Source organism: Bradyrhizobium cenepequi (assembly GCF_020329485.1).
Taxonomy (GTDB): domain Bacteria; phylum Pseudomonadota; class Alphaproteobacteria; order Rhizobiales; family Xanthobacteraceae; genus Bradyrhizobium; species Bradyrhizobium cenepequi.
This window is the reverse complement of record NZ_JAGKJI010000062.1, coordinates 1-21097: the sequence shown is the minus strand read 5'-3', so window position 1 is coordinate 21097 and position 21097 is coordinate 1. Positions and strand designations below refer to the sequence as shown.

At 61.7% G+C, this 21097-nt stretch carries 21 protein-coding genes, 1 tRNA gene and 1 pseudogene; 14 read left to right on the top strand and 9 right to left on the bottom strand.

Annotated elements, in window-relative coordinates; all coding sequences use genetic code 11:
- Window positions 1-194: 194 nt before the first annotated feature.
- A complete protein-coding gene (locus J6497_RS35670) occupies window positions 195-1265 on the bottom strand; it encodes an NADPH:quinone oxidoreductase family protein (protein ID WP_225708886.1) in 1071 nt (356 codons plus the stop codon).
- 62 nt (window positions 1266-1327) lie between these two features.
- Between J6497_RS35670 and J6497_RS35665 the strand changes: the two genes are divergently transcribed.
- The 3 genes from J6497_RS35665 (at window position 1328) to J6497_RS35655 (ending at window position 5266) form a co-directional block, all read left to right on the top strand.
- On the top strand, window positions 1328-2386 hold the full coding sequence (locus J6497_RS35665) for an AraC family transcriptional regulator (RefSeq protein WP_225708885.1): 1059 nt from the start codon (window positions 1328-1330) through the stop codon (window positions 2384-2386).
- 108 nt (window positions 2387-2494) lie between these two features.
- Window positions 2495-4021: an acyl-CoA synthetase gene (locus tag J6497_RS35660; protein WP_225708884.1), complete on the top strand. Its 1527-nt coding sequence runs from the start codon at window positions 2495-2497 to the stop codon at window positions 4019-4021.
- A gap of 33 nt (window positions 4022-4054) precedes the next feature.
- Window positions 4055-5266, top strand: coding sequence for an ABC transporter substrate-binding protein (locus J6497_RS35655; RefSeq protein ID WP_225708883.1), 1212 nt, complete (start codon window positions 4055-4057; stop codon window positions 5264-5266).
- A 201-nt stretch (window positions 5267-5467) separates the two neighbouring features.
- Here the strand turns inward: J6497_RS35655 and J6497_RS35650 are convergent, their stop codons facing one another.
- Complete coding sequence (locus tag J6497_RS35650) at window positions 5468-6649, bottom strand: acyl-CoA dehydrogenase family protein (RefSeq protein ID WP_225708882.1); 1182 nt, start codon at window positions 6647-6649, stop codon at window positions 5468-5470.
- A gap of 112 nt (window positions 6650-6761) precedes the next feature.
- A complete protein-coding gene (locus J6497_RS35645; protein WP_225708881.1) occupies window positions 6762-7661 on the bottom strand; it encodes a LysR family transcriptional regulator in 900 nt (299 codons plus the stop codon).
- A 121-nt stretch (window positions 7662-7782) separates the two neighbouring features.
- On the opposite strand from J6497_RS35645, the gene J6497_RS35640 reads away from it, so the two are divergent.
- The 5 genes from J6497_RS35640 to J6497_RS35620 all read left to right on the top strand — a co-directional run bounded on the left by J6497_RS35640 (window position 7783) and on the right by J6497_RS35620 (window position 12432).
- Entirely contained in the window at window positions 7783-8208 is a 426-nt protein-coding gene (locus J6497_RS35640) for a YybH family protein (RefSeq protein WP_225708880.1), read from the top strand.
- Window positions 8209-8321: 113 nt separating this feature from the next.
- Window positions 8322-8690 carry a hypothetical protein gene (locus tag J6497_RS35635; RefSeq protein WP_225708879.1) on the top strand — a complete coding sequence of 123 codons (369 nt, stop codon included), beginning with the start codon at window positions 8322-8324 and terminating at the stop codon, window positions 8688-8690.
- A 437-nt stretch (window positions 8691-9127) separates the two neighbouring features.
- The gene (locus tag J6497_RS35630; RefSeq protein ID WP_225708878.1) at window positions 9128-9892 is read left to right on the top strand and encodes a winged helix-turn-helix domain-containing protein; all 765 of its coding nucleotides are present in this window, start codon (window positions 9128-9130) and stop codon (window positions 9890-9892) included.
- A gap of 569 nt (window positions 9893-10461) precedes the next feature.
- Window positions 10462-11043, top strand: a complete 582-nt coding sequence (locus J6497_RS35625) for a MarR family winged helix-turn-helix transcriptional regulator (RefSeq protein ID WP_225708877.1) — start codon at window positions 10462-10464, stop codon at window positions 11041-11043.
- A 234-nt stretch (window positions 11044-11277) separates the two neighbouring features.
- Entirely contained in the window at window positions 11278-12432 is a 1155-nt protein-coding gene (locus J6497_RS35620) for a DUF2336 domain-containing protein (protein WP_225708876.1), read from the top strand.
- A 157-nt stretch (window positions 12433-12589) separates the two neighbouring features.
- On the opposite strand, the gene J6497_RS35615 is transcribed toward J6497_RS35620, so the two are convergent.
- The gene (locus J6497_RS35615) at window positions 12590-12931 is read right to left on the bottom strand and encodes a tRNA-binding protein (protein WP_225708875.1); all 342 of its coding nucleotides are present in this window, start codon (window positions 12929-12931) and stop codon (window positions 12590-12592) included.
- A gap of 79 nt (window positions 12932-13010) precedes the next feature.
- On the bottom strand, window positions 13011-13175 hold the full coding sequence (locus J6497_RS35610; protein ID WP_312010426.1) for a glutathione S-transferase family protein: 165 nt from the start codon (window positions 13173-13175) through the stop codon (window positions 13011-13013).
- Window positions 13176-13202: 27 nt separating this feature from the next.
- Between J6497_RS35610 and J6497_RS35605 the strand changes: the two genes are divergently transcribed.
- Window positions 13203-13703 (top strand): TetR/AcrR family transcriptional regulator, encoded by a 501-nt coding sequence (locus tag J6497_RS35605; protein ID WP_225708903.1) that lies wholly within the window; start codon window positions 13203-13205, stop codon window positions 13701-13703.
- 76 nt (window positions 13704-13779) lie between these two features.
- Here J6497_RS35605 and J6497_RS35600 read toward each other — a convergent pair.
- Window positions 13780-13869: transfer RNA gene (locus tag J6497_RS35600), tRNA-Ser, on the bottom strand.
- Between the two features lie 121 nt (window positions 13870-13990).
- On the opposite strand from J6497_RS35600, the gene J6497_RS35595 reads away from it, so the two are divergent.
- Complete coding sequence (locus tag J6497_RS35595) at window positions 13991-14854, top strand: alpha/beta fold hydrolase (RefSeq protein ID WP_225708874.1); 864 nt, start codon at window positions 13991-13993, stop codon at window positions 14852-14854.
- A 373-nt stretch (window positions 14855-15227) separates the two neighbouring features.
- Here J6497_RS35595 and J6497_RS35590 read toward each other — a convergent pair whose 3' ends face one another.
- Both J6497_RS35590 and J6497_RS35585 read right to left on the bottom strand, forming a co-directional pair.
- A complete protein-coding gene (locus J6497_RS35590) occupies window positions 15228-16361 on the bottom strand; it encodes an ROK family protein (protein WP_225708873.1) in 1134 nt (377 codons plus the stop codon).
- Window positions 16362-16524: 163 nt separating this feature from the next.
- Complete coding sequence (locus J6497_RS35585) at window positions 16525-17262, bottom strand: SDR family oxidoreductase (protein ID WP_225708872.1); 738 nt, start codon at window positions 17260-17262, stop codon at window positions 16525-16527.
- Window positions 17263-17445: 183 nt separating this feature from the next.
- On the opposite strand from J6497_RS35585, the gene J6497_RS35580 reads away from it, so the two are divergent.
- From J6497_RS35580 to J6497_RS35565, 4 genes and pseudogenes are all read left to right on the top strand, one after another.
- The gene (locus tag J6497_RS35580) at window positions 17446-17958 is read left to right on the top strand and encodes a winged helix-turn-helix transcriptional regulator (RefSeq protein WP_225708871.1); all 513 of its coding nucleotides are present in this window, start codon (window positions 17446-17448) and stop codon (window positions 17956-17958) included.
- Window positions 17959-18323: 365 nt separating this feature from the next.
- Window positions 18324-18707, top strand: coding sequence for a 50S ribosomal protein L21 (gene rplU / locus J6497_RS35575; protein ID WP_225708870.1), 384 nt, complete (start codon window positions 18324-18326; stop codon window positions 18705-18707).
- Between the two features lie 122 nt (window positions 18708-18829).
- Complete coding sequence (rpmA, locus tag J6497_RS35570) at window positions 18830-19102, top strand: 50S ribosomal protein L27 (RefSeq protein ID WP_225708869.1); 273 nt, start codon at window positions 18830-18832, stop codon at window positions 19100-19102.
- A gap of 171 nt (window positions 19103-19273) precedes the next feature.
- A pseudogene (locus tag J6497_RS35565) lies at window positions 19274-19681 on the top strand (GNAT family N-acetyltransferase); the annotation flags it as partial.
- Between the two features lie 216 nt (window positions 19682-19897).
- Here J6497_RS35565 and J6497_RS35560 read toward each other — a convergent pair.
- A complete protein-coding gene (locus J6497_RS35560; RefSeq protein WP_225708868.1) occupies window positions 19898-20878 on the bottom strand; it encodes an IS110 family RNA-guided transposase in 981 nt (326 codons plus the stop codon).
- Window positions 20879-21097: the final 219 nt, after the last annotated feature.

Here is a 21097-nt window from a genome sequence, read left to right as displayed (position 1 = left end):
GCGGGACCGTTGTGAATCTCGGCGAAAGCGGGCGAGCGCAATCTGTTTCGCCGGCCGCAGACCATATCAGCGTGCGGCATGGCGGCAAACGGCGCCCACGGTCATCTTGCCGTGAGCCCGCTGATGCAGCGCAAAATTCTTCCAGTCAGATCAGGCGCAGCAGAGATAATCTAGTCCTGAGGCCGATGACTGAGTCAGATCACCACGACGACTTTGCCGAGGGCACGCCGGTCGGCGAGGTGCTGAATCGCCTTGCCGCCCTCCTGCAGCGGGAATTCGGCGCTGATGCCTGATGACAGCATGCCTTGCGAATACCAGGCCTGGAGCGCACGCCGATTCTCGGCGACGCGTGGATCCTGCGACAGCGTGAATGTGCGCCAGTTGATCCCAAGCACATCGCAATTCTTCAAGAGTGGCAAGTTGAGCGGCAGTAATGGAATCCCAGCAGTGAAGCCGAGCACGAGATAACGCCCGCCTCCCGCGATGCAGCGAATGGCGGCTTCTGAGAGCCATCCCCCAACGGGATCGATGATGACATCGGCGCCGCGCGAACCGACCGCTTGCTTCAGCCGCGCAGCGAGCTCGCGACCATCGCCGGCTGCTTCCGCCGCATAGATCACACCATCGGCGGCGCCGTGCTCGCGCGCGAAGGCGCGCTTCTCTTCCGATGACACCGCGGCAACGACGCGGGCGCCGAGATTGCGCGCAACCTGCACGGCGGCAATGCCGACGCCTCCTGCTGCGCCGAGCACCAGGACGGTTTCGCCCGCTCGCACGCCGGCACGGGTGTGCAGCGCGTAATAAGCCGTCTCGAAGGTGAACTGCATGACTGCGGCATCGACGAACGGCATGCCGTCAGGGATTGGACTGCACCGTGCCGCATCGACAGCAACGAACTCCGCCATGCCGCCGGTTCCAGTCCGCGCGGCGACCCGATCGCCGACGCCGAGCCCGGCAACCCCTTTCCCCAGCGCGGCCACGACGCCGGCCACCTCGGCCCCGGGCGCGAAAGGCCGCGGCGTTTTGACCTGATAGCGATCCTGGATCGTGAGAAGGTCCGGATAATTCACGCCGCACGCCTTCACCGCCACAAGCACCTGTCCGGGTGCGGGCACCGGCTCCGGCACATCGAGCAGCCGCAGCGTTTCGGGCCCGCCCGGCTCGCAACTCATCAACGCGCGCATCAAGTCTCCTCCGGCGACGATCCCGTCGGCGAGAATGAAAAGAAGTCTTGCACCCGCAATGACGAAAACGACCAGTTGCATTGACCTTGCCTGCCACAGGAATGGTGGCGACGGAACAATCCCGGCGCTAACATGCCAATGCCATGCCGGGAGCCTCTGCCGCACTTCGATCATCACACGCAGCGCCGTCGCGTTCAGCGATCGATTCCGGCTATGTCGGCCTCGTGCTGAGCGGCGTCCGCGAGGCCGGCTTCGATATCGATCGGCTCTTGGCACGCGCCGGCATCGCGCCCGAAGAGCTCGAGAAGCCGGGCGCCCGGCTGCCGCAGGATCAGTTTGCCCGTCTGATCGCGATCCTGACCCGGGAGACGCGTGACGAGCTCTGGCTGTTGTGCAACCGCCCGATCAAGCCCGGCACCTTCCGCATGATGTGCCGGCTGTTGATACGCTCTGCCAATTTACGCGAAGCGATCCGGATCGGCTGCCAGTTCTATCATCTGGTCGCAGACGATTTCGTGGTGCGCCTGGCAGAAGGCCCGGATGACGCTTCGCTCTACGTCACCGATACCATCGCCCAGCCGAACCGGCGCCGCATGGTCAATGGCGCGATCCTGTTGTTCGCCTATGGGCTGATGTGCTGGCTGGTGGGTCGCCGGCTGCCGCTGATCACCGTTCACTATGTCTTTCCGGAAGAACCGTTCAGCTCGGAGCTGGAGCCGTTCTACCGGGCGCCGATGCTGTTCGAGCAGGCGCGCACGGAGATCCGCTTCGATGCCGAGTTGCTCGACCTGCCGATCATGCCCGACGAGGAGCGGCTACGCCGCTTTCTCGCATCGATGCCCAATGCGCTCCTGGTGCGCTACCGTGACGACAGCAGCATGGCCGAACGCGTGCGGGGCATTCTTCGCCGCAACCTCAAGCGCTCTCTCTCGTTCGAGGACATCGCCGGGATGCTGGCCGTCTCGCCGCAGACGCTGCGCCGCCGCCTGCTCGAAGAGGAGGACTGCGGTTTCCAGGAGATCAAGGACCGGCTACGGCGCGACCTCGCCACCCACCTGCTGCAGAAGTCGCGATTGTCGCTGGAGGACATTGCGGTCTCGCTGGGCTTCTCCGAGCTCAGCACCTTCCATCGCGCATTCAGGCGCTGGACCGGCGCGACGCCCGGCGAGTTCCGCGAGCGCCGCGGCGCGCCGGCAAAATAGCGCAGTCGGATTCCGCCAATCGGATTGGCATGCGCGGTCATTCAACCACGCCGCGCCGATAGGGATAATCCCCGCAAGGCCGACGTTATCGGCAATCACGGGGAAGAAATGCCAATCCTGCGCCAATGGGCCGAACGTCATCCCGACAAGACCGCCGCGCTCGTCGCGTTTTCCGACCAGGCGATCACCTATGGCGAGCTCGATCGCCGCGCCAATGCCGTCACACAGCTTCTGATCTGGATGGGGCTTACCGCCGGCGACGGCATCGCGATCATGCTCGACAACGACCCTACCTATTTCGAGCTGATCTGGGGGGCTCGCCGTCACGGCGTCTATTACACGCCGGTCAGCACGCATCTGAAGCCCGAAGAGGCGGCCTATATCGTCCGGGACAGCGGCGCCAAGCTGTTCTTCGTCGCGACACGTTTTGCAGATACTGTCGAAGCGCTGCTCGCCGACAATCCGCACCGATGCACGGTCTACGCGCTGGGTGGCGCGTTGGACGGCAGTCTTGACTATGCCGCGGAGCTCGCCCGTTTCGATCGCCCGATCGAGATTCCCGACGGCCCCGTCGGCAAGGATTTCTTCTATTCCTCGGGCACAACAGGCAAGCCCAAGGGCATCAAGCAGCCGCTGTTTGCCAATCTCCGCCAGGCGCAGGCATCCGGCGACTGGGTGCGCGACAATTTCGGCTTCGCAGAGGATACGGTCTACCTCTCGCCCGCACCGCTGTATCATGGCGCGCCGCTTCGCTTCACCATGCGTACTCTGGAGAGCGGCGGCACGGCTGTCATCATGAAGAAGTTCGCGGCCGAGCAGGCGCTGGCGACGATCCATCATTACCGCATCACCCACAGCCAGTGGGTGCCGACGATGTTCTTCCGCCTGCTCGCGTTGCCGGACGAGATACGCGCCCGCTACGATCTCTCATCCCATCGCTGCGCGATCCACGCCGCCGCACCTTGTCCGCCCGAGCTCAAGGAGCGGATGATCGAGTGGTGGGGCCCGATCGTCTGGGAATATTACGCCGGCTCGGAGCGCAACGGCGCCACCTGCATCTCGACCGCGGAATGGTTGACCCATCGCGGCTCGGTCGGGCGCGCCTGCGTCGGCACCATCCATATCCTCGACGACGCGCAGAACGAGCTTGGCCCAGGTGAGATCGGCGATGTCTACTTCGACGGCCCACAATTCGTTTACCACAACGATCCCGAGAAGACCGCACGCTCGCGAAACGCCAAGGGCTGGTCGACCATCGGCGATGTCGGCTATCTCGACGAGGACGGCTATCTCTATCTGACCGACCGCCGCTCGCACATGATCATCTCCGGCGGCGTCAATATCTATCCAGCCGAGATCGAGAACCGCCTCGCGCTGCATCCTGATGTCGCCGACGTCGCCGTATTCGGAATTCCCGATCCGGAATATGGCGAGGAGGTCAAGGCGGTGGTGCAGCTCAGGGAGCCATCGAAGGCATCGTCTACGCTTGCAGCAGAGCTGCTCGCGTTCTGCCGGGACGGCCTGTCGCACATCAAATGCCCACGCTCCATCGATTTCGAGGCCGAGCTGCCGCGGCAGGAGAACGGCAAGCTGTTCAAGCACGTGCTGAAGCAGCGCTATCTGCAGCCGGCCTGATTAGAGACGATCAACGACCGAAGGGGGAAGAACATGAAGAAGCTCGTGGCGGCAACCTGTGCAATCGCATGGGCTGGGTTGTCAGTCTCGGCATACGCCGAGGAGAAAAATTACGGACCCGGCGTGACCGATACCGAAGTCAAGATCGGCCAGACCATGCCCTATAGCGGTCCGGCGTCGAGCTTCGCAGCGATCGGGCGTGCAATGACCGCCTATTTCCAGAAGGTGAATGCGGAAGGCGGCGTCAACGGCCGCAAGATCAACCTGATCTCGCTCGACGACGGTTACAGCCCGCCCAAGGCGGTCGAGCAGACTCGCCGGCTGATCGAAAGCGAGGAGGTGCTGGCGATCGTCGGCACCTTCGGCTCGCCGACCAACTTTGCCACGCAAAGATACCTGAACGCCAAGAAGGTGCCGGGCCTGTTCCTCGGCACCGGCGCCAACCGCGTCTCCGAACCCGCGACCTATCCGTGGTCGATGGGCTGGCAGCCGAACAACCATGCCAAGGGCGTGATCTACGCCAAATATCTGCTGAAGGAGCGGCCCAATGCAAAGGTCGCGGTGCTGTTCCAGAACGACGATTTCGGCCGCGATCACCTCAAGGGCTTTCGCGACGGGCTTGGCGACAAGGCCGCCACCATGATCGTCAAAGAGCTCAGCTACGAGATTGCCGAGCCAACCATCGATTCGCAGATCCTGATCCTGAAAGCGACCGGCGCCGACGTGTTTCTCGACATCTCTACGCCGAAATTCTCGGCGCAGGCGATCAAGAAGATGGCGGAGACGAGGTGGGATGCGCTGCACCTTCTCAGCGACGCGGCCGGCTCGATCTCCAGCACGCTGGTGCCGGCGGGGCTGGAAAATTCAAAAGGCGTCATCACGGTCGCCTTCCGCAAGGACCCGAACGATGCGGCATGGGCCAATGATCCCGGCATGAAAGAATATCTCGCCTTCATGAAGCGATACATGCCCGAAGCCAATCCGTCGGAAACCTATCACGTGTTCGGCTATGCGACCGCGCAAACCTTCGTTCATGTCCTGAAGAATTGCGGCGACCACTTGACGCGCGAGAACCTGATGAAGCAGGCGACCGGCATCAAGGACCTCGTCCTCCCGATCATGCTTCCCGGCATCAAGCTCAACACCACCCCGACGCGCTACACGCCGATGAGCCAGGAACAGCTGATGCAGTTCGACGGCGTGAAGTGGAAGCCGATCGGCGAGGTGATCGACGCGGAGAAGTGAGGCTCTAATCGCCTCTCCCCGTTCTTCACGGGGAGAGGCCGGAATTCAAGCGCAGCTTGAATTCCGGGTGAGGGGCTGTCTCTGCGAACTCATCGCTCACCGTTTTCGTGGAGACAGCCCCTCACCCTAACCCTCTCCCCGTAAGAACGGGGAGAGGGAACACGAGCGCCGTCGCTCGCTGCGAACTACGTTCATCTCGCGCTACTCACACTCGCGCAACACTTCGCGTGCGATGGTCATCTTCATCACTTCGGTGGTGCCCTCCGCGACCTGCGCGATGCGGCTCTGGAAATAGAGCTGGCCGAAGCGGTTCTGCTTGAGCACGCCGAGCCCGCCATGGATCTGGATGGCGCGGTCGATAACCCGGCAGGCGGCGAGCGGCGCGAAGCATTTCACCATTGCGGCTTCCTTGCGCGCATCGAGGCCGCGATCGAGCATCCAGGCGGTCCTGTAGACCATCAGTCGCGACTGCTCGAGATCCATCTCCGATTCCGCGAGCATCCACTGAATGGCCTGCCGTTCTGCGAGCTGCTTGCCGAAGGTCTCGCGTTCCCGCGCCCGCTTCGCGGCCTGCGTCTGCGCCCAGCGCGCCGTTCCGGTGAGACGCGCGCCGATCACGGTGCGGTTGCGGTTGAGCTGGTCCATCATGTAGCGGAAGCCCATGCCTTCCGCACCGAGCATGTTCTTCACCGGGACGACGCAATCCTTGTACTGGTAATCGCAGCTGCGGCCGAGATAGGTGCCGGGCGCCATGGTCTCGTATTCGCGCAGCACCGAGACGCCGGGATTGGGATAGTCGACCAGGAACAGGCTGATCCCTTCATAGCCCTTGGTCGGATCGGTCACAGCATAACAGAGCAGATATTTCGGCGTGATGGCGGGATGGTTCGGCGGCGGCGCCCAGCGCTTGATGCCGTTGATGATGTAGTTCTCGCCATCACGAACGGCGGTGGTCTTGATCCCGGCGGCGTCGGAGCCCGCGCCCGGCTCCGAGATGTTGATGTGGTAAAACTTGTCCTCCTTGAGGATTGGATAGAGATACGCCTCCTTCTGCCATTCCGGCGCGACGTGAAGCGCGGGATGCGGATCGAGAAAGCCCGACCAGGTCGCGAGCAGGCCATGCATCACGGGCGACCTCACGATCTCCTCATAGACCAGGCATTTCGCAATCGTCCCGAGCCCCTGCCCGCCAGCTTCCTTCGGCACCGCCAATCCCCTGAAGCCGTATTCGCGGAATTTCCGCACCACGCCCATGAAGATGTCGTGCGGCACGGCATAATCATCCGTTCCCCAACTATCTTCGAGCGGCCGGCAGACCTCCTCCACGAAGGCGGCGGCCCGGGCCCTGATGTCGCGTTGTTCCCTGGACAGTTCAAAATCCACTGTTATCTCCACGCCTTGTTTGCGAGGCCGGAGACTAGGTCGGCAGCGTCAGGGCGATTATGGCTTGGAGGGCCAATCTGGTTGGCCGATTGCATCAGGCCGGCACGCGTTCCTAGCGCTTTCCTTCGCGCCCCTCGATCAGGCCGCGCTGCCTGGAAAGTGCGCCAGCCATAACGTCGAGCACGGTTCGGATGCGCGCAACCTTCCGCAGGTCGGGATGGGTGAGCAGCCACAAGGTCCCCTCCATTTCCGGAATGGGCGACTCGACGCGGCGAAGCTCCGGCGTCTTGTCGGCGAAATAGCAAGGCAATGCCGCCACGCCCAATCCGGCGCGCGCGGCCGATCTCAGCGCGAGCAGCGAATCGGCGCGGAAGACGATCTGCTCTGCGGGCAAATGGGCCGCCATCCAACGCGCCGAGCGAAGGTGGCTGAGACTGTCGTCGAATCCGAGCCAGTGATATTCGGAAAGTGGCTTCTTGCCATTTCTCCTGAGATAGCTCGACGAGGCGTAGGGAGCGGTTGCAACGTTTGCAAGCCGCCGGCCGGCGAGCTGCTCCGGCGCCTCGGCGGCAGGCCGGAGCGCGATATCGGCCTCGCGCTTCGTCAATGTGAAGAACTGGTTTGCAACGTTTAGCTCGATCGCGATGCCCGGATGATCGGCCCTGAGCTCAGCCAGCACAGGCGCCATCAGATCGACGAGCGCGTCGGTCGTGGTCACCCGCACCGTCCCCGTGGGACGCAAATCTTCGCCAGCCAGCCGTTGCTCGAGATCGGCGAGACCGGCAAGCAGATGCGCGCCGGTCGCGATCGCCATTTCGCCCGCCGAGGTTGGCGTGTATCCGTCTCGCGCTCGTTCGAACAGCTTGGTGCCTAGGCGACGCTCGATCGCACCGAGGCGGCGGAACGCGGTGGAGTGGTCGATCCGGAGCAGGCGGGCGGCACCGGTCAGGGTGCCGGCATCGCCGATGGCACGGATCAGGCGCAGGTCATCCAGCGAGAGAGTTTCACGCATCTGCAAGGCTCCGGAGCATCTTGCATCTTACGCAAGCTCAGCCTGCAAGTTCGTCACATTTCCTTGCAGATCGGCCACACCATGTTGAGCCGCGCACCGCCACAACAATCAGGAGATCAGCATGGGCGCACCGTCCCCCGAACTGTGCAATCTTTGGCTGGCGCGAGCCTTCAATGCCAACGACGTCGATGCCGCGGTCGCGATGTACCATCCCGAGGCCTCGATCGTGCAGGTCGACCAGGTCCATGGCGGCACCACAATCGCCCGAGGTGCCGGTGCAATCCGCCAGACCATGGCCGCCTATGTCGGCCTGAAGCCGCACATGGATGTCATCACCCACCACACCACCATCGCCGGCGATTTTGCCATGACCAGATCGCAGTGGCTGATCAGCGGTGTCGGCAAGGACGGCCAGCCCATCCACGTGCATCATCACGGCATGGAGGTGCACTGCAGGCTCCCCGACGGCACTTGGGCGTTCTTCATCGACCACCCCTTCGGGGCCGATCCATCCTGGGCCATCCCAGCCCCGCCGCCGACGGAATAGGACCAAGCGCAGCAAGGCGACGACCCCCTGTTGCCTCGCTGCGAAATTTAGAATCGCCACAGAAAGATATTTTGCCACTCGGGCTCGAGCTTGGCGAAGAAGGCGCATGCCGCTTGCGCCGTGCCGCCAAAGGCACAGCGCTGCTTGAGCCTATCGGCGGGTTTTCCGGCCGGCAATGGACGATGCTTGATCTTGGCGCGGCGGGTTCGCGATCGGGCGTTGGAGGCCATCAATGCAAATTAACATCATTTCAAAATCATCTAATGATTGCTCCAAAACTAGTTGCTTCATTTGCTTCAAAACAAACGGTCACCTTGCGTACTAAGTACTCTTGGGGCGAGCTTGATTGCATTTCTGCATTTTGCCAACGTCAGGACGAGCGATTCACATCGCTGCTTCAGAAGAACGGCAAATTTTTGGAGCGCTCAACTTGGGAAAAGCGCTCCGACACGACTGAGCTGGCCGTTCCTTCTTCGAGGTGACCCTATGTCTTTGGGGCACCTTCACGATTGTGTGTGTGCGTTTGTGGCGTCTCGTCGAGTCTGAATCTCAAAACCCAAATCCACGACGCGCTGAGCCCCACGCCACAAAAGCTGAATCTGCAAGTGACGCATCCGGAAAGAACAAATTGCCTGCGCAGGGCAATTCCTGCCACCAACGTGGGCTCCGCTGCTTCTCGGCTAGCGCACTGCCGCCCTATGGTCAGCTGGTTCTGGGCTGATAGACAGCTGGACCGGACAAGCCTTGTTGCTTCATGCAGTGACCACATGACAGCGTTTCGGTCATTGCCGGCGAGATGTGTACCCTCACACCAGTTGCAGCATCTGCTCGCGCTATCAGCACCACCATCGGCACACGTCGAACGAAAAAGTCCTTACAAGAAATTCCAACAGGCCAGGCGAATGGGGGCAAGGACCGCATGTATGTAATCATTGATGACCGAGAGAACGTTGCAACAGGCTACATTGGCGGTTTCGATCGGGAAGGCGTGTCTTCCGTTGGATTTTCGTCAACGGAGTTCTTGGGGTGGCTGGAATCTGCCAGCGAAGATGACCTGTCGGCCATTGATGCCTTTGTTCTTGGAGATTGTGATACTCGCGCCACCTTGCCCCGCACTGTCCGCAAGCGCTGCCGCGCGCCGATCATCGCACTCAGCAACCAGAGAATGCTCAAGCATACGGTTGAGCTCTTTGATGCTGGCGTGGATGATGTCGTCCATGTTCCGGTCCATCCACGAGAGATCCTGGCAAGAACTGCCGCGATCTCCCGGCGCAGTTTCGAAACATCGACCTATGGCAGGCCAAGCGCGATTCGAGTCTTTTTTGACGGGAGAGACCCGGAAATTGGAGGAGCAGTCATGATGTTACCGCGTCGCGAGCTCCGCATCCTGGAGCACATGGTTGGTCAGCAAGGGAAATGGCTGACCAAGACGCAGATCTTCAATGCGGTTTATGGGATCTTCGAGTCGACGTTTGACGAAAACGTGATCGAAAGTCACGTCAGCAAACTGCGCAAGAAGCTGCGTGACCGTCTCGGCTACGATCCGATCGTCTCCCGACGATACGTCGGCTACCGTCTCGATGCCTCAACAGGAATCTCCGTGGACGATACGACGCGAGATCTCCAAACCGTCGGGATCCTGGCCAAGCGGGCGCCATCGAGATTGCGACCTATCCTCACTTGAGGAAACGAGATCAGCATTTAGGACAGGTAATGCATTGCCACGAAAGCAACCATCAACGACCATGTGGCGTCTGCGAGGGTTTGGCAGCGAGCCAGCGCAAGCCCGCCGTCACTGCAGGGAGCGCAGACATCCCATACTGCAACGCGCAGGCCTGCCACCTACCGTGACGGCATCGCGTGCTGTTTCAAAAATGCATCCGTAAAGCAACGCGCAATTCTTGTCTGATCACGCGAATCCTTCGGAGACGTTCGGTAACGTGAACATCATTCTTCAAATACTCCGCCGACCTCTCGGCCGGCGACCACGACAATGTCGTTGTCACTGACGATCCAGATTGCGTTGCTGCGGTGTGCAGTCCCGTCCAATCTTCGGATGATTAATAAAATCAGTGCTGCTTGCAGGGAAATTCCGGCGATCAGCAGATAATTTCTTAATGGCCGGCGCATTACTGGGCGGAAAGGAATGCAGTTGAGTTGAGCCTCGAACCAAAACGGCCAGCGAATCGAATCAGGACGCTAATGAGGTGCGCGCCGCGAGACTGCTCGCAAATTCTTTGAATTGGGTCGGTCATGACGTTAGCACGCGAGACGGTTGAATTATTGGTTCAAACGGCGAGGATTTGGCACTTCGAAGGTAGTCGGCACGGGCTGCGCGATCGCGAATGGATGGCCCTGCGTTTTCTTGCCCGCGCGAACCAGTTCTCACGGACTCCGTCGGCACTGGCCAGTTTTGTCGGCACCACCAGGGGCACCGCATCTCAAATCGTCAAGGTGCTCGAGAGAAAGGGATTCCTGGTTCGCAAGCCTGCCGCGGAAGACAAACGCTCGGTGATACTATGCGTGACCGCGCAGGGTGAGAAATTCCTTGGGCATGATCCGATCAACGTTCTTGTAAAGGGGTTTGCTGCACTCGGGGTCGATCGCCAGACCAGCTCCCGCGATGCACTCCGTCAGGTGTTGGACTGGTTGGATATTACCCAGCAGCGGCATCATGCGGACATTTGCAGGGAGTGCACGTTCTTGACGGAGAACAGTGCCGAGGCCGTGACCAGCAACGCCTGTCCACAATTCACATGCCGCTTCTTTCGTGCAGCTATCCCGCCGGAGGAGACAACGCTGTTATGCGCGACCTTCGAGCGCGGCCGGCGATAGATTCATCCGACGTTGACGCTGCAGAAATTCGTTAAATCGCGTCGTGTTGCGTGCGCGGCGAGAGCAAACGAAAAACGCCGCAGCTTCGAGCTGTGGTCAGACGACGCTTCGAGTGGCAACAATTTTAATCATCTCTGAGGCAGCTCGAGGCAACAATCTTCATTGCCTGCATGCTAGCTCGCTACCATCAACTCCGTGCCGCCAAAGGTGAACGTGCTGACGAGCCCCATGATCATGACGACGACGTTCTACTCGCTAATCAATGAAGTTCAAAATACAACGACATCTGGATCGACCAAACGGCAGCTAAGGGCACTCACCCGCATCACGGACCTGTTTCTTGCCGGATCTGGTCGCTACTCCAAACAGCAGATCAAACTGTTCGACGAGATATTCAAGACCCTCGTCGTCGTGATTGAGTTGAAGACCCGCGTCAAGCTGGCTGGCCATCTCGCGACTGACCCGAATGCACCGGCATCGTTGGTCAAAGCTTTTGCGTTGGATGATGCTGTTGCCGTGGCGGCGCCGGTTCTCAGTCAGTCGAATGCCCTTAGCGACTCCGATCTTGTTGTCTGCGCCAGCACCCAAAGTCAGGGCCACCTTCACGCAATCGCGCAACGTCGAACGATTAGCGAGGCGATCACGGACTTGCTGATTTTGCGCGGCGAAGCTGGCGTGGTCCATGCCGTTGCGAGCAACCCGGGCGCCCGCATTTCGGATGGCAGCTTTCGCGAGCTTGTCGCGCGATCAAGCGAGGATACCCAGCTTGCGCTGCGTGTCGGGACGCGGCATGACATCCCTCGACATCACTTCCTGAAACTTCTGGACACTGCCTCTGCTTCCGTCCGCAGCAAGATCGTCGCGGCAAACCCGCATTTTTCCGGCGTGGTGCATGACGCTGTTACAGAGGTCATCGACGACATAAATCTGGAGGTCCGCAATCAGTCGCCGGATCACGCCAGAGCAAGGAAGAGGGTAAAGCGCCGCAAGTACTGGCGAGAACTTGGGGAAGCGGATGTTCACGCCGCCGCTCGAGCGCAGGATTTTGAAACAGCGGTGATGGCGTTGTCCGTCCTTGCAGCCTGTCCGATCGAATTGGTCGAGCGGGCAGTTCTCAATGACAATCCTGGCACCGTGCAGATCGTCGCAAAGGCTAGCGGATGCTCCTGGGCGACTGCCAAGGCTCTGCTGCTGATGAGAGTAGCGGACCGCAGACTGAGCAAGATCGATCTCGATCAAGCGCGGGAAAACTTCGAGCGGATTGAACTCCGGACGGCGAGACGCGTGCTCGAGTTCTACAAGGCACGCCGTGACGCGCGCCCAAGCGAAAGCCATTCAATCACAATCACGGTAAGGGAATCCGCAACCCTGGCGGTCGCCATGAGTTGAAATCGCAGCCGGCTCGCGGCTGCGAGTGACGTTTGAGAGAGGGCAGCTCAAGGCCGCCGGCTCCAAAGCGGTCAGGCCGGCCAGGTCATGATCCGATTGAACGGAATTGGATCATGATCTCGTCTCCTTGTTTGAACATGATCTCCAGATCAATGCTCTAGAACAGGCGCCCACCATTGGGAATTGGCCGCTCAGGCGCGATCAGCACCACGCGGCCATGTTCATCGGGAAAGCCCAGCGTCAGCACTTCCGACTGGAATGGACCGATCCTGCGCGGCGGCAAGTTGACCACGCAAGCCACCTGCCGGCCAATCAATGACCCCGGGGAGTACAGCTCGGTGAGCTGCGCGCTGGATCGCTTCGTTCCGACCTCAGGGCCGAGATCAATCGTCAGCTTCCATGCCGGCTTCCGCGCTTCCGGGAAATCGACAACATCAACGATGGTGCCGACCCTGATGTCGACGGCCAGGAGATCCTCGATCCCGATTGTTTGCGTCATGTGAACCTCGGTGCTGCGGGCGTTCGTTCCTCGATTGCTACTCCAAAATCATGAAAGCAATCGTTCACCGATAACGATTTCAAGCGGAGGCATCGGTCGGCGCTGACATCGACAGCTGGCTCTTTACACTGGGACGCTCCTGCATCCTCGCGCACCAGGCTTGAAGAGCTTCGCACTCCGCAGGCGCCGGCAGCTTCACGAGCGCCGCAAAGATCAAACCGCCTATGGTCGTGATGTCGGCCATCGAGAAGGCCTCACCGGCGACGAACGGCTGTTTTTTCAGGACGGCCGCGATCTCGCCGACGAAGTGGGTATCAAGGCCGCGAGCATCTACCATCATTTCCCGAGCAAAGCTGATCTCGGCGCAGCGGTCGCGAGGCGCTATTGGGAGGACACGGCGGATTATCTCGAGGCCATGCTGGCGGAAACTTCGGATCCGGTCCGGTGCCTGCGTCGATATCCCGATACGTTCCGCAAGGCGCTCGCGAACGATAATCGCATGTGCCTTTGCAGCTTCATGGCCGCCGAATACGACGACCTTCCGGACGCGGTGAAGAAGGAGGTCCAGACCTTCGTCGATGTCAACGTGGCGTGGCTGAGCAGGATGCTATCCGCTGCGGCCGTGGTCAGCGCCGAGGAAAGCGAACCGAGGGCTCGCGCCATCTTCGCCGCCATCGCCGGCGCTCAGCTCATGGCGAGGAGCCGCTCGGATCTCGCGCTATTCGACGCATTGATCGAGAGCTATCGGGTAGCTGGACTCTTGCCGGCGTGACGCACTACGCTAGGTCGTCACCTATGTCTCAGGTACGTTCTGTCAACTATCTGTCCGGGCTGGACAGGTGAGCAAATGGCGGAGAGGGAGGGATTCGAACCCCCGATAGGCTTGCACCTATGCCGCATTTCGAGTGCGGTGCATTCAACCACTCTGCCACCTCTCCCGGTGCCAAAAGGTGATTCCTCACCCTTAGCGGTCGGGGCGTGTTCTAGGCGAGGATGTCGGGGGAGACAAGGCGCCGGGACAAGATTTCCGCGCGCCAGGCTGACCGAAAGGAGGGCGAAATGGAGCATTTGACGGTGCAAGCCAATGGGGCGGCGTTCCATGTCGCCCGGATCGGGGCCGGCAAGCCGCTGTTGTTGCTGCATGGCTGGCCGGAATTCTGGCTGACCTGGGAGCCGGTCATGACGCGGCTTTCCGACCGCTTTGCGGTGATCGCCCCTGACCTGCGCGGGTTCGGCGACAGCGACAAGCCGGACGGCCCGTACGCGCCGGAACAGCACACCGACGATATGCTGGCGCTGATGGATACACTCGGGATCGAGCGGGCCGGCGTGGTGGGCCATGACATCGGCGGCGCCGTGATGCAGCCTTTGGCGCGCAAGACACCCGAGCGGATCGCCGGGCTTTTCTTCTTCGACTTCGTCTATCCCGGCATCGGGCCGCGGATGGCGGCGCCTGACAGGCTGAACCACATCTGGTACCAGTCATTCCACCAGATGGAGATGGCGCCCACACTCGTCGGCGCGACCCGCGAGAGCTGCCGCCTCTACATCGGACATTTCCTGAGAAACTGGGCGTATCGCCAGGATGCATTCGACGATGTGCTGGACGCCTTCACCGACAACTTCCTGAAAGCGGGCAATCTCGCCGGCGGCTTCGCGCATTACCGCGCCGCGCATGCCGCGCGCGTCCGGATGATGAAGGGCGAAGCGCCGTCATTGCCCGCGATTGCAGTGCCGACCTGCGTCCGCTGGGCCGAGCATGATCCGCTGTTTCCCTGTGCCTGGACCGACCGGCTCGGCGAGACCTTCACGGACCTCGATCTGAAAATGTTCGAAGGCGTCGGACATTTTCCGCATCGCGAAGCTCCCGATCGCGCAAGCAGCGAGATCTCCGCGTTCTTTTCGCGGATCGGATGGATCTGAAGCGGCAGAATCAGGTTAGCAATGTGGGTGGGACCGCCAGACGCGACAAAAATAACTGGCGGTCCCGTGCCGCTTCATCGAAATGCTGGCCGGGGAAGTGCGGCTTCACCGGTCAGCGGAGCGACGCCCCAACCGTAGCAATGGGTGCGGAAACAGCCAACGCAATGTCGGCCTTAACCTAACCTTTCAAGGTTACTGCACCCGGATTTCCGAGGAATCGCCCGTAAACCTACGGGAAGATGACGGCTGTGTAACAGCAAACTGCAGGAACTGTAGGGTGGGCAAAGGCGCACTTGCGCCGTGCCCACCATCGGAATCGCGCTCGCGATGGTGGGCACGCCTCGCTTTGCCCACCCTACGCATCTACCCATTGTCACGCGCTCTTCTTCGCTTTCTTCTCGCCGTTGTCTTTCTCATTCTTCTCGCCATTCTTCGCATTCTTGCCGTTCTCCTTGCGGCGGTTGGTGAAGCGCGCATTGCCGAGGCCGGTGCCGATCGTCAGCACGCCCCAGCGCTCGACGTCCTGCATGAAGGGGACTTCAGAAAGCCCCTGCACCACGCCGTCATTATGCATGACGATCGCGGTGTCATGGTCGCCGATCTGCGGGATCTGCTCGACCAGGCTTGCCGGCAGGTTGAACTTGCTGCTCTCCCAATTGCCCGGCAGGTTCTGCGCGCCCTTCTCGATCGAGCCGTCCTCGTTGATCACGCCGGGACAGGCGATGCCGATGAAGGGCGCGAGCTTCAGCCCCTCGGACTCCGCCTCCGCGATCAGGTCCTGCAGCATCTCGACCAGATGCTCCACCGCGGCTTCCCGCGTCGGCGTTTCGTCGGCATGGCGCCACAGTTCGGATTTCCACACCGTCGCCTTGGAGAGGTCCGGCGCCTTCTTCCAGCGGGTCTCGACCACGCCGCAGCGGATGTTGGTGCCGCCGATGTCGACCGCCAGGATGCTGTCATGGGCTTCGAAGATCCATGAGGGCGCCAGATGCAGGCAGCCGATCAGCCCGGCCTGGTCGGGATGATAGCGGATTGGGTGAAGATCGACCTTGAACTTCTCGTCCTTGAGGATGATCTCGGTGCGCGCGATCGCGAGCTCGCCGAGCCTCGAATCGCGGAAGCCGCCGCCGACCACGATGCGCTCGGTCTTGGCCCAGGCCTTGGTCTTGAGGAAACGCCGCGTCACATAGGCAAGCTCCAGCGCGAACTCCTCGATCGCGCTGTGGACCACCGCGGAGGCCTCGGTATCGTCGCCGATCAGCATCGCATCCAGCGTCTTCTTGCTAACCCGCTCCGATGGCTCGTCGCCGAACGGATCCTCACCGGACTTGCGCAATGGCTTGCGCCAGCGTTCGAGAATCTTGCGGAATGCGCTCCTGGACGCGCGGTCGCCGAGAAAACCCTCGTCGTCCTTCAGTTCGATGTTGAGGCTGTCGACGTCGACCGACGGCAGACGCGTCCCGCCGTGGCGGGCGATCCCCGTTGTCAACACCTGTTCGTCGGCCATGGAATCCTTGCCCCGGTTGGAACCGGAAGACAACGACCTGAAAGGAGTTTGGTTGCGTTGTCGCGCCGGGGCCGATACGTCGCAGGCGGCAGTCGCTCGGCGAACGCCGCAAAGGCTTCGCGCGCTTCTAGCGGCTCGTTCTGAAGCTGCCTCCGGCCTGCCGTTACCACTTCTCGCCAAACGGGCGGATTTCCATTTCGAACGTCCAGGCGCTCTTTGGCTGCTGGTAGAGCTGCCAATATGACGCCGCGACAGAGGCCGGCGGCATCAAGAGATCAGGATTGTCGAGCGCGTTCGGTCCCAGCGCTTCCAGCCGCCGCTGCCGCACCCATTCGGTGTCGACGCCGGAGTCGATGATGAGATGGGCGACGTGGATGTTCTTCGGCCCCAACTCGCGCGCCATCGCTTGCGCGACCGCGCGCAGGCCGAACTTGGCGCTGGCGAAAGCCGCGTAGCCGATGCCGCCGCGTAAGGATGCCGTGGCGCCTGTGAAGAAGATGTTGCCTTGGCCGCGCGGCAGCATCAGCCGCGCCGCCTCGCGGCCCGCGAGGAAGCCGGAATAGCAGGCCATCTCCCAGACCTTGCGGAACACCCGCTCGGTGGTCTCCAGGATCGGGAAGTTGACGTTGGCGCCGACATTGAAGATGCAGACTTCGAGCGGCGCATGCTTGTCGGCGTCGTTGAGGAAGGAGATGATCTCTTCCTCCTTCCGCGCGTCGAGCGAGCGGGCATGGATCTCGCCGCCGGCCGCCTCGATGTCCTTCACCAGCGGCTCGAGCTTGGCGCCATTCCGTCGTCCGGCGAAGATGGAGAAGCCTTCGGACGCGAATTTCTTGGCGATCTCGCCGCCGATGTAATCACCGGCCCCGATGACCGCCGCCGTCGCATTTCTCTTCTGCATTGGCCTCTCCCGACTGCTGGGTCGCCGCTATCCACTGCAACCTCGGCCTAAAGTTCTATTTTTGAACTGTCAATAGCAGATTACGGCCTGCGATAATGATCCGCCCCCAAGCGGTTGAACACACCTCAGTGCCGAATTAGAATGAATCCGGCTTCGCCGACCCGCAGGTGACTGGAGACGTTGATGAAATGGGATACGCTTGAAGAGGAGCCGTGCTCACTGGCCCGCACGGTGGCCGTGATCGGCGACCGCTGGAGCCTCCTGGTCCTGCGCGAGTGTTTTCTTCGCAAGCGCAGGTTCGAGGCGTTCCAGTCCTCGCTCGGCATCACCCGCCATCTGCTCGCCGAACGGCTGAAGAAGCTGGTGCGCTTCGGCGTGCTGCGCCGGATCCCTTACCAGGAATCGCCGAAACGCTACGAATACATCCTGACGCAGAAGGGCCTCGACCTCTATCCGATCATCATGTCGATCGTGCACTGGGGCAATATCCACATGGTCGATTCCCGCGGCCGTCCGATGCTGCATCAGCACAAGGCCTGCGGAAAGATGTTCGATCCCGTGATGGTCTGCTCGGAATGCGGCGAGCCGCTGACAGCCAAAGCCGTGCATGTGCATCCAGGCCCCGGCGCCCGCCAGACCTCGCCGGCACATGCCATGGCGGATGGGGCGAAGGCGAAAGCGAAGACCGGGGCGTAGCGCGAAGCCGTAGCCCCGGGTGGAGCGGAACGCGTAACCCGGGGTCGCCGGTCCACGCTGACTCGCATGTCCCGGTTGCGCTGCGCTCCACCCGGGGCTAGGGACCGGAAATCGGGCTCAAACCGGCCTAAAACCGCTCCAAATCCTTCATTTTTGGCCGGTTTCGGCCCGTTTGCCTTGACTCCTGGCGCTTGGCCGCTATAACGGCGGCCAATCCGGCGCGGGATTTCTCGCGCTGTTTGTTTTTGCGCGAATTCCGGGGCACGTCCCCGCGCCGCGCGAAAATTGTAACCCATAGCGACTGAACAAGAAGCCGGCCCGGGGATACCCCTCGAGGACGGGATCGAACACGAAGGAATCAAACGATGTTCGCAGTCATCAAAACCGGCGGCCGGCAGTATCGCGTCGTTGCGGATGATGTTCTCGAGATTGGCAAGATCGCCGGCGATGTCGGCACGATCGTGCAGCTTAATGAAGTTCTGGTGGTCGGCGGAGAGGCGCCGGTCCTGGGTACCCCGACGGTGGCAGGTGCCTCAGTGGCGGCCGAGGTGCTGGACCACAAGCGCGGTCCGAAGGTGATCGCGTTCAAGAAGCGCCGCCGCAAGAATTCGCGCCGCAAGCGCGGCTATCGCGACGAGCTGACGGTGCTGCGGATCACGGAGATCCTGACCGACAACGCGAAGCCGACGATCGGCCCGCGGCCCAAGAAGGAGAAGGTTGCTGCAGCGCCCACCGAGGATGCTGCATAAGCCTTCAAAACAGCGCGTCGGAGAAATGTGATCGTCACGTATCAAAAGTTGAAGCGTGACAAAAAGTGAAATGATTCCGTCAAGGAATTGATCTAGAGAATTACTGCAGTTGGAGACGAGCTATGGCTCACAAAAAAGCAGGCGGTTCATCGCGAAACGGACGTGATTCCAAGGGCAAGCGCCTTGGCGTCAAAGCGTTCGGCGGCGAGTTCGTGATTCCCGGCAACATCATCGCGCGTCAGCGCGGCACCACCTGGCATCCGGGCCTTAATGTCGGCATGGGAACCGATCATACCCTGTTCGCCAAGGTCGAAGGTCACGTGGAGTTCCGTGCCAAAGGCAACGGCCGCACCTTCGTATCGGTGATTCCGGTGACCGAGGCTGCAGCCGAATAGACGGTGGACGATATGAGTCCGCCGGATCCTGTTGAACCGGCGGGGCTCTAGTAGAGGCTCCAAGGGGAGGCGGGATACCGGCCTCCCCTTTTCTCTTGCGCGTGTCCCACATGGGGCCACGCGTGACGATCGAAGCGTAAGCGTACCGTTTTCGCATCACAGGAGCCCGACATGCTGCAGGATATCCCGACCCCAATATTGCGCGAGTCGAGAGGTTGCGTCCTCGAGACCGAACGGCTGAGCTTGCGCAAGCCGACGCTCGCGGACGTAAAAGCAATTGCGCATCTCGCAAACGATCGCCGCATTGCGGAGAATACCCGTCGCCTGCCGCATCCTTATTGCCAGGACCACGCCGTCGAATTCGTGCGCGCGCTCGCTGACACCGGCGAGACCGTGTTCCTGATCGAGAACAGCTCGGCGCCGATCGGCATGGTGGGCATCGACTGGCGCGAGATAGACGCGCCGGAGCTCGGCTACTGGCTCGGCGTCGAGCATTGGGGCCAAGGCTATGGCACCGAGGCCGCGCGTGCGGTGATCGACTATTTCTTTGAGGAGTTCGATCACGACTACCTCTACTCGTAGCAACCATTAGATCGATAGGTTGTGGGCAATTGGATTGTCCGACGGCCGTTGAGCATGACGCCGTGCTCGCGGCCGTCAAGGCGTGGCCTGGCGGCAGCGTGGCGAGGGGAGAGATTGAGGCAACGGCCATCCTTGACGGCCACTGCGCGCGCCGTCGTGGAGACGGCAGGTCGGGACGAAGAAACGGTGCTCCGGTCGAACAAAGAAACTGGGTCAGGCAAGAGATGGGATCGCGGCTGCGGCCGCCGCCGGGGGCTTGTCGTGCCACGGCGTGCCGCGCGCCACGACGGTGTTGATGAAGATCAGCAGCTTTCTGGCGCAGGCGATCAGCGCGCGCTTGTGTCCCTTGCCGGCGGCGATCAACCGGTCGTAAAGGGCGATGAGCTGCGGATTCCAGCGCAAGGAGGCCGGCAGGGCGGCGGTGTAAAGCGCACGCCGCAAGCGCTTGCGCCCACCGTCGATGTGACGGACGCCAACCCGATCGCCGCTGTCGTCGTCATAGGGGGCAAGGCCGGCCAAGGCCGCGGCTTGCTCGCGGGTGAGCGTGCCGATCTCGGGCATGCGCACCAGAATCGCAACCGCGGTCGGCAGCCCAGCGCCGCTCACGCTGTAGATCAGCTCGAGCCGTTCGGCGAGGTCGGGATGCTGGCGGATCGCCGCCACCAGCGCCTTGAGTTCGGCCCTCGCGCGCTTGGCCAGGCGGGCGATGTCCTCCTGCCAGATCGCTCCAATCCGCGCGTTGCGGCAGCTCTCGAGCCGGGTCTTGAGCTGCGCGATATCCTCCCCGATCTGATCGATCATCGTCAGATGCTCGGCGAACGGCTGCAGCCTGGCGTCGGGCGCGGGGTGGATCTTCTTGACTGCGGCGGTGCAGGCGGCGATCAGCGCGGCGTCGATCTTGTCGTTCTTGGCGCGCTGTCCGCGGAACTCGGCATAGGCGCGCACCTGCGCCGGCTGGAACACCACCACGGTCACGCGCGCGCGCCGCAGTTCGGCGACGATCGGCTGCTCGTAGCCGCCGCTGGCCTCGATCCCGACCCGTTTGACCTTGTGGCGCCGCAGCCACTCCAGCAGTGCCTTGTGACCTTCCGCCGTATTCTCGACCTGCAGCTGCGCTGAGCTGCCGTCGAGCGCCACGTCCAGCTTCCGTTTGCCGGTATCGATCCCGGCGCAGATTGTGATAGGCTTGGCCATCTTCGTCGACCCTCCCTTGTGATGCGAACCTGAAGTTCGTTCAACCATTCGGGTCCCGATGAAGCGCCGACCGCGATCTTGCTACAAGGCAGCCTCAAGGCTTCGGTGGGCAGCGATCCGATCGATCGGCAGCCCAGCTCGGGCGGCCACCCGGGCTGGGCCATTCCTCACGGAACGATCTCACTCTACTCCAACGCGCTAATACAAGGGTGGGCAAAG

Bases quoted from the DNA above. Each gene is read 5' to 3' on its own strand.
- J6497_RS35670 (WP_225708886.1), bottom strand. From the start codon at position 1,265: ATGCAACTGGTCGTTTTCGTCATTGCGGGTGCAAGACTTCTTTTCATT.
- J6497_RS35665 (WP_225708885.1), top strand. From the start codon at position 1,328: ATGCCGGGAGCCTCTGCCGCACTTCGATCATCACACGCAGCGCCGTCG.
- J6497_RS35660 (WP_225708884.1), top strand. From the start codon at position 2,495: ATGCCAATCCTGCGCCAATGGGCCGAACGTCATCCCGACAAGACCGCC.
- J6497_RS35655 (WP_225708883.1), top strand. From the start codon at position 4,055: ATGAAGAAGCTCGTGGCGGCAACCTGTGCAATCGCATGGGCTGGGTTG.
- J6497_RS35645 (WP_225708881.1), bottom strand. From the start codon at position 7,661: ATGCGTGAAACTCTCTCGCTGGATGACCTGCGCCTGATCCGTGCCATC.
- J6497_RS35640 (WP_225708880.1), top strand. From the start codon at position 7,783: ATGGGCGCACCGTCCCCCGAACTGTGCAATCTTTGGCTGGCGCGAGCC.
- J6497_RS35630 (WP_225708878.1), top strand. From the start codon at position 9,128: ATGTATGTAATCATTGATGACCGAGAGAACGTTGCAACAGGCTACATT.
- J6497_RS35625 (WP_225708877.1), top strand. From the start codon at position 10,462: ATGACGTTAGCACGCGAGACGGTTGAATTATTGGTTCAAACGGCGAGG.
- J6497_RS35620 (WP_225708876.1), top strand. From the start codon at position 11,278: ATGACGACGACGTTCTACTCGCTAATCAATGAAGTTCAAAATACAACG.
- J6497_RS35615 (WP_225708875.1), bottom strand. From the start codon at position 12,931: ATGACGCAAACAATCGGGATCGAGGATCTCCTGGCCGTCGACATCAGG.
- J6497_RS35610 (WP_312010426.1), bottom strand. From the start codon at position 13,175: ATGGCCGACATCACGACCATAGGCGGTTTGATCTTTGCGGCGCTCGTG.
- J6497_RS35595 (WP_225708874.1), top strand. From the start codon at position 13,991: ATGGAGCATTTGACGGTGCAAGCCAATGGGGCGGCGTTCCATGTCGCC.
- J6497_RS35590 (WP_225708873.1), bottom strand. From the start codon at position 16,361: ATGGCCGACGAACAGGTGTTGACAACGGGGATCGCCCGCCACGGCGGG.
- J6497_RS35585 (WP_225708872.1), bottom strand. From the start codon at position 17,262: ATGCAGAAGAGAAATGCGACGGCGGCGGTCATCGGGGCCGGTGATTAC.
- J6497_RS35580 (WP_225708871.1), top strand. From the start codon at position 17,446: ATGAAATGGGATACGCTTGAAGAGGAGCCGTGCTCACTGGCCCGCACG.
- rplU (WP_225708870.1), top strand. From the start codon at position 18,324: ATGTTCGCAGTCATCAAAACCGGCGGCCGGCAGTATCGCGTCGTTGCG.
- rpmA (WP_225708869.1), top strand. From the start codon at position 18,830: ATGGCTCACAAAAAAGCAGGCGGTTCATCGCGAAACGGACGTGATTCC.
- J6497_RS35560 (WP_225708868.1), bottom strand. From the start codon at position 20,878: ATGGCCAAGCCTATCACAATCTGCGCCGGGATCGATACCGGCAAACGG.